General features: G+C 69.3%; 5 protein-coding genes and 1 pseudogene. 4 read left to right on the top strand and 2 right to left on the bottom strand.

What is annotated here, in order from left to right; genetic code table 11:
* The coding region (locus BMY19_RS30130) for a methyl-accepting chemotaxis protein (RefSeq protein ID WP_244535062.1) at window positions 1–591 on the top strand (591 nt) is incomplete at its 5' end.
* Window positions 592–687: 96 nt separating this feature from the next.
* Here the strand turns inward: BMY19_RS30130 and BMY19_RS30125 are convergent.
* Both BMY19_RS30125 and BMY19_RS30120 read right to left on the bottom strand, forming a co-directional pair.
* Window positions 688–960 (bottom strand): hypothetical protein, encoded by a 273-nt coding sequence (locus BMY19_RS30125; RefSeq protein ID WP_042672101.1) that lies wholly within the window; start codon window positions 958–960, stop codon window positions 688–690.
* An 85-nt stretch (window positions 961–1,045) separates the two neighbouring features.
* Window positions 1,046–1,963 carry an SGNH/GDSL hydrolase family protein gene (locus BMY19_RS30120; RefSeq protein ID WP_100253880.1) on the bottom strand — a complete coding sequence of 306 codons (918 nt, stop codon included), beginning with the start codon at window positions 1,961–1,963 and terminating at the stop codon, window positions 1,046–1,048.
* Window positions 1,964–2,428: 465 nt separating this feature from the next.
* Between BMY19_RS30120 and BMY19_RS30115 the strand changes: the two genes are divergently transcribed.
* From BMY19_RS30115 to BMY19_RS30105, 3 genes and pseudogenes are all read left to right on the top strand, one after another.
* A complete protein-coding gene (locus tag BMY19_RS30115) occupies window positions 2,429–3,535 on the top strand; it encodes a lipase family protein (protein WP_244535085.1) in 1,107 nt (368 codons plus the stop codon).
* Window positions 3,536–3,681: 146 nt separating this feature from the next.
* Window positions 3,682–5,115, top strand: a complete 1,434-nt coding sequence (locus BMY19_RS30110) for a hypothetical protein (RefSeq protein WP_244535084.1) — start codon at window positions 3,682–3,684, stop codon at window positions 5,113–5,115.
* Window positions 5,116–5,391: 276 nt separating this feature from the next.
* Window positions 5,392–5,589, top strand: a pseudogene (locus BMY19_RS30105) (flagellar protein); the annotation flags it as partial.

Raw genomic sequence — 5,589 nt, 5'->3', positions numbered from 1 at the left:
GCCATGGACGCGATCCGCGAGCAGGCGGAGGCGGTGGCCGGCAACATCGTCAGCCTGTCGGAGAAGACCCAGACGATCGGCGACATCATCGAGACGGTCAACGACATCTCGGAGCGCACGCACCTGCTGGCGCTGAACGCCGCCATCGAGGCGGCCGCGGCCGGCGAGAGCGGGCGCAGCTTCTCGGTGGTGGCCTCGGCGATGAAGCTCCTGGCCGACCAGGCCAAGGCGGCCACGGGGCAGGTGCGGGGGATCCTGGGCGAGATCCAGCGGGGCATCAACACGTCGGTGATGCTGACGGAGGAGGCGGTCAAGCGCGCGGCGGCGGGCAAGACGCGCTCGGACACGACGCAGCGCACGATCGAGGAGATCACCGCGCGGGTGGAGGAGAACGTGCAGACGTTCCAGCAGATCGTGGCCTCGACCAACCAGCAGCAGCTGGGCATCGAGCAGGTGATGGGGGCGCTGCAGAACATCCGCCAGGCCAGCCAGCAGACCGCGGCCGGCACGCGGCAGGTCGAGGCCGCCTCCGCAAACCTCACCGAGCTCGCCCAGGCCCTCATGGCCCTGGCCGAACGATACCGGCACTGATCCGCCGCTCCGACCGTCCTCCTACGGCTACGGCCCGATCATTCGGACCGCACTCTCCTTGTCCGGCTGGTCCGGATCGGCAGAGGCCGGAGACACTCAGCCGCGATGCGCCGGCCGATGCGGCGCCTGTCGCCGGGACGCGGTCGCGGCGCGCGCGCGGGCCGCCCGGACGCGCACGATGTCGGCCATCCCGACCGGCCGCGGCGGTGCCTCGCCGGTGAACGGCATCCGGCTGTGGACATCGCCGTAATAGTCCGACCCGCCCATCCCGAAGCCGCCGGCGACGACGGGTCCGTCGAGGAGCGGCTCTCCGGCCGACGCTCCGGTGGCGATGAGGACGAGGAGTGGGACGGCGAGGAGGAGGCGCATGATCACATGCGTACACCGTCCTGCGTCAGCTTCGCGGCGGCGGCGGTCACGATGGCGTGCGCGCTGCCGGCCCGCGGCGCTGCCCTCAGGTGTCCGGGTCGACGCCGCGATAGCGCGTCGGATGCGTGCGCGCCTTCTGCCAGCCGGTCCGCCCCTGCGCGAAGCCGACCTCCAGGAAGTGAACGAGCGGGTTGACGCCGGCCACGCGAACATCCGGGTTCGCGTCGAGATACCCGTCGGTGCTGAAATGGCCGCTCGGGTCACGGCCCTCGCGCCAGCCGAGATCGAGGTAGTGTCGCGCCGGACCGTGGGGATACTGGCACGTGTCGGCGTACCAGCTCCTGTAATAGGCCTCATCGAAGCCCGGGAGCGGGCTCTCCAGATAATGATCGAGACCGTACCGGTCACGGATCAGGCCGGCGACGCGCGCGGCGACGGCCGCGTAATCCCGCAGATGCGTCCCTTCCACGAAGGCCTCGTCCTCGGCGAGACCGAAGCGCGCTCCGCGCAGCGCCGCGAACGGGTCGAAGAACGAGACTCCCCGGCGTGCGCAGACGGCGCGGAGGAGATCGGAATAGACCTCGACCGCGGCGGGATCGCGCTCGGCAACCCTCGAGACCGGCGTCGGCGGCAGCGCCGAGACCAGCGTGTCGAGGGCGAAGGCCTGGAAGCGGTCGACGATGCGATCCGCGTGGTCGGAGAAATCGGCCGTCGCCGATCGCCCGAGCGCCGACGGCGAGCAGATGTCGTTGGTCCCGACGAACAGGACCGCCAGGAAGGCCGGCAGGGGCGCACGCAGCAGGTCGAGGGCCCGGCGGTAGGTGCAGGCCGTCGCGCCCGCGAGCCCGGCATTCAGCACGGGACGGGAAACGACCGGCCGCGGCATGTGAGCCGCGTGCGAGTCGCCGGCGAGCACCACGCAGCCGCTCGGCGCAGCGTCGAAGACGGCCTGGATATGGCCGATCTTGTGACGGCGGAGGGCGCCGCTGCGGAGCGCCCTCACGGCCTCTGACAAACCCATACGAATCTTGAACACCGCCCCCGCGTCCCGCACCGTAGGAGGCTCAGTTTTCCCAAGTCCAGTCCCTCCCGAGCGCGAAACGGATTTTCGGCGCCGCCGGTGTTGCCGGGCGACAGTGCCGGGAATGCCGCCCGGATCATGAATGCTGGCCGGTGGCGGAACCAGATTCGCCGGTGCGCTGTTGTGGAGCCCTCCGCGATGGTGCAATGGAGCCGCCCCTGCGGGCGCCGTCGACCGCCACGAATCCCTCTCGTGCTCTCGTCCTCGATCGATCACATGGTCCGCGGCTACTTATCGTTCACGCCCTTCAAGTTGAGAGACCTTCATCCGGCACCGGTGGCGCGGCGACATGTCTTTTTCATTCACGGATTCGACGCCCGCAGCGGCATCCGCTTCCCCGCCTTCTTCAAGCGGGAGCTTCACCGTCACGCGACCCGGTTCGGGGCGATGCCCCGCGCGGTCTCGGAGATCCGGACCGATCCGGATGGTCTGACCCGGAGCTGGACGGTCGACGCGCCCGCCGACGGCGACGGTGCGGCGGTCCGCTGCGAGACCCTGATCTGGAGCGATATCGTCCATGCGGATCTCGCGCGTCCCGTGTCGCGCAAGCTGGCTCTGCTGGCGCGGAGCGTCGCGGCGGGGCTCGCACAGGGATTGGTCTTCAAAACGTCCCGGTTCGGATGGCCCTACACGGTACTGACCGCTTTCCCGTTCTTCGTCGCCTTCGTGGCCCCGGCGCTCCTGATCGCGCTCGGCACCGCGATCTACGCTGCCGTCAGCCCGGCGGCGCCGACGGAAACGGTCGGCGTGGCGCTGCTTCTCGCGGCCGCGGCGCTCGCGCTCCTGTACGGCGCCAAGAAGGCGCTCGGGCGCCTGTTCTTCTGGCACATCCTGAGCATCCGGATCTTCTTCTGGCAGCACGCGACCGGTCGGCGGCCGGATTACGCGGACCGGGTCGCGGCCTTCCGGGACCGTGTCCTGGCCGAACTGGCCCACTGGCGCGCGAACCCCGCGGACGCGCCCGACGAGGTCATGATCGTCGGCCATTCCCTCGGCGCAGCCATGGCGGTCGAGGTCGCCGCGCAGGTCCTCGCGCGCCTCGGGACCGACGATCGAGGGCATCCGCGCCTGTCGCTCGTCACGCTCGGCTCGGGGCTGCCCTTCGTGGCGCTCCAGCACGAGGCCCGCGCGCTGCGCGACGACATCGCGACCCTCGTCTTCAGCGACCGCATCGTCTGGTGCGACTACCAGGCCCCCCAGGATTGGCTCAACTGCTACGGCTTCAATCCGATCTTCGATCTCGGATTCGGACGACCCGCCTTCCTGGCCTGCAACCCGCTCATCCGTTCCGCCGGGGTCAAGGACAGGATACCCGAGGACGACTACAAGCGCCTGCGCCTCAAGCCTTTCCACATGCACTTCCAGTTCCTGAAAGCCAATTTCAGGCCGGGGGAGTACGATTTTTTCGAGATGATCCTCGGGCGGCAATCGCTGCTCGACCGCGCCCTGCGGCCGGTCTGCCGCCGCGCGGTCCCGCCCGCGCAGGGCGCGTGATCGCGTCCGCGGGAGACGCGTCGGGACACGATCGGAGCCGCCGGTCCGAGCCGCCGGATATCAGACGGCCACATTCCGGTCGTCAGCACGCCGCCGGAATGTCTCGGCATCTCGGAGCCAGGAGCGTACCGGTGGGAGCGATGGGAATGAGGATGCTGCCGGTTCGCGTTGCGCGGAAGGGCGCTCGCGTCGGGATGCTCCTGGCGGTGCTCGCCGTCCCGGTCGCGGGCGAGGCCGGCTGGAAGGGGCCGGAGGCGCAACCGCTGTTCGTCAACGAGGCCAATCCGGCCGGCTACAACTACGCGCCGAGCGTCATCACCGAGAACGGGACCACCGACATCTGGTGGTGCGGTCAGGGCAAGACGGACGTCATCTTCCATCGCTCCTACACGCCGCAGACCGGCTTCTCGCCGGCGCGGATCGTGTTCCAGCCGACGCCCAACTCCTGGAACCGGCAGTACGTCTGTGATCCCAGCGTGATCCGGGGCCGCTTCGTCAACCCGGCGGACGGGCAGACCTACGCCTACGCGATGTACTATTCGGGCGCCGACAACCTGCCCGGAAACAACAACCAGACTGGCCTCGCCTTCTCGAACGACAAGGTGACGTGGGTCGACTACCCGGAACCGGTCATCAAGCCGATCAACCCGGTCGTCGCGCAGGGCAATTACGGCACGGGCCAGCCGGCGACCTTCTCGGACGGCCGGTCCGGCCTGTTCGTCTTCACCACGGATCTCACCGGGCCGCAGGGCGTGCCGGGCTTCGGGGACCTCTACGTCCGGCACACGGCCGACGGCGTGCATTTCGGGGCGCCGGCGCGAGTCCCCAACGCCACGACCGACGGCTCGACGATCAACCCGAACTCGGATTTCGCCTACGATCCCAAGACCGGCGAGGTCTACGTCATCACCGGGTTGCCGGGCCGCGTGTGCCAGCAGGTGGCCTGCAAGGATCCGGGGCGCAATCCCGACCGGGAAACCTACCAGATGGGGCTGTTCAGGATGCCCCTGAAGGCGGTGCTGAGCGGGGCGCCGGCGGCGTGGACACCCCTGGGCTACCTGAACTCCGACGTCACGGGCTTCTACCTGAACCACAGTCCCGGCTTCCAGCGCGACGGGGCGGGGTTCCTGACGCCGTTCCTGCCGGACATCACGGTCTTCTTCTCAGGGGGTGACCCCTATCCCGGCACGTGGCGGATCGCCGAGGCGCGGCGGCCGAAGGGCGCCGACCGCCTTCCCCTGCGGCGCGCCTTCGGGCCCGGCGGCCACTGGGTGACGACCGGCTATATCGGGCCGGGCTACACGATCGAGCGCAGCCTCGGTACCGTGTTGACGCTCCCGGCGCCCGGGACCGCGATGCTGATGAGCTGCGCGGCGGGACAGGACCACTTCCTCAGCCGCGACCCGCGATGCGAGGGCCAGACGCCGCTCGGGCAGACCGGCTACGTCTACGAGGCGCAGAGGCCGGCGAGCCACCCGATCTACCGTTGCATCGCCGGAGGCCGCGATCATTTCGTGTCGACCGTCCCAGACTGTGAGGGTCACGTGTCCGAAGGGATGCTCGGCTACGCGCCGGACTGAGAATCCGTCCCGCGGCGCGAGGCGGCGGCCGGATCGCCTGATCCGCCCGCGCCGGACGGGATGGACTCCCGCCGCTTCAAGTCTCCGATGACCTCCTGGTCGGGACGCCCCTGATCGATGCCGTCCGGGACTGGCTTGCGCGCGCGGGCCGTAAATTTCCCGGTAACGCTACCGGCGCGGCGAAAATACTCGCGCGCTTAATCCGGACTTAACCCTAACCGGTATTCTTAGTCATCCCCGAGAATCGGGTTGCTCCGGTTGGAAAGATAGCGATCCATGTCCTCCATCACCCTGTCGGCCGCGACGCGCCAGAACCTGCTCTCGCTGCAGGACACCGCCCAGCTGATGGCGACCACCCAGAACCGGCTCGCGACCGGCAAGACCGTCAACTCCGCCCTCGACAACCCGACCAACTTCTTCACCTCCCAGGCCCTCGACGGACGCTCCTCGAGCCTGAACTCCCTCCTCGACGGC

It is taken from the genome of Methylobacterium sp. UNC300MFChir4.1 (genome assembly GCF_900110155.1).
In the GTDB taxonomy this organism is placed as follows: Bacteria; Pseudomonadota; Alphaproteobacteria; order Rhizobiales; family Beijerinckiaceae; genus Methylobacterium.
This window is presented reverse-complemented; position numbering and strand designations above follow the sequence as displayed.